The sequence below is a fragment of the Arcticibacter eurypsychrophilus genome (assembly GCF_001730525.1).
Lineage (GTDB): Bacteria > Bacteroidota > Bacteroidia > Sphingobacteriales > Sphingobacteriaceae > Arcticibacter > Arcticibacter eurypsychrophilus.
Genome location: NZ_MDFN01000085.1, coordinates 1 through 281, shown reverse-complemented (window position 1 = coordinate 281; position 281 = coordinate 1). Strand labels below are relative to the sequence as shown.

The following is a 281-nucleotide window of genomic DNA, read 5'->3' as shown; positions in this document are numbered from 1 at the left end:
CGTATTTTGTTTGTGTCGTTGGTAGCGTTTGGATAAGTGCCAACACTAGCTAAATTTGATAAAAAAATATTCCTGTAGTTATCAGGGGTTGGCGATTCTCCAGATACTCCAGCATTTGCCACTAACATCTGTCTTGCGGCTGATCCTCTATGTGCACCATTCTTAAGACTTTTAAATACAACGCTGCCTAAGCCTTTTGATGATATATACTGAAGTAATTGTTGTAGGCCAATGGCACCGTTTGCTCCCTGGTGAGGCCCATCAAAGGAAATATATAGTCT

At 40.9% G+C, this 281-nt stretch carries 1 protein-coding gene; it reads right to left on the bottom strand.

Features of this window, described 5'->3' with window-relative positions:
* On the bottom strand, nucleotides 1-281 hold a 281-nt coding region (locus BFL47_RS19940), incomplete at both ends, for a hypothetical protein (RefSeq protein WP_211480995.1).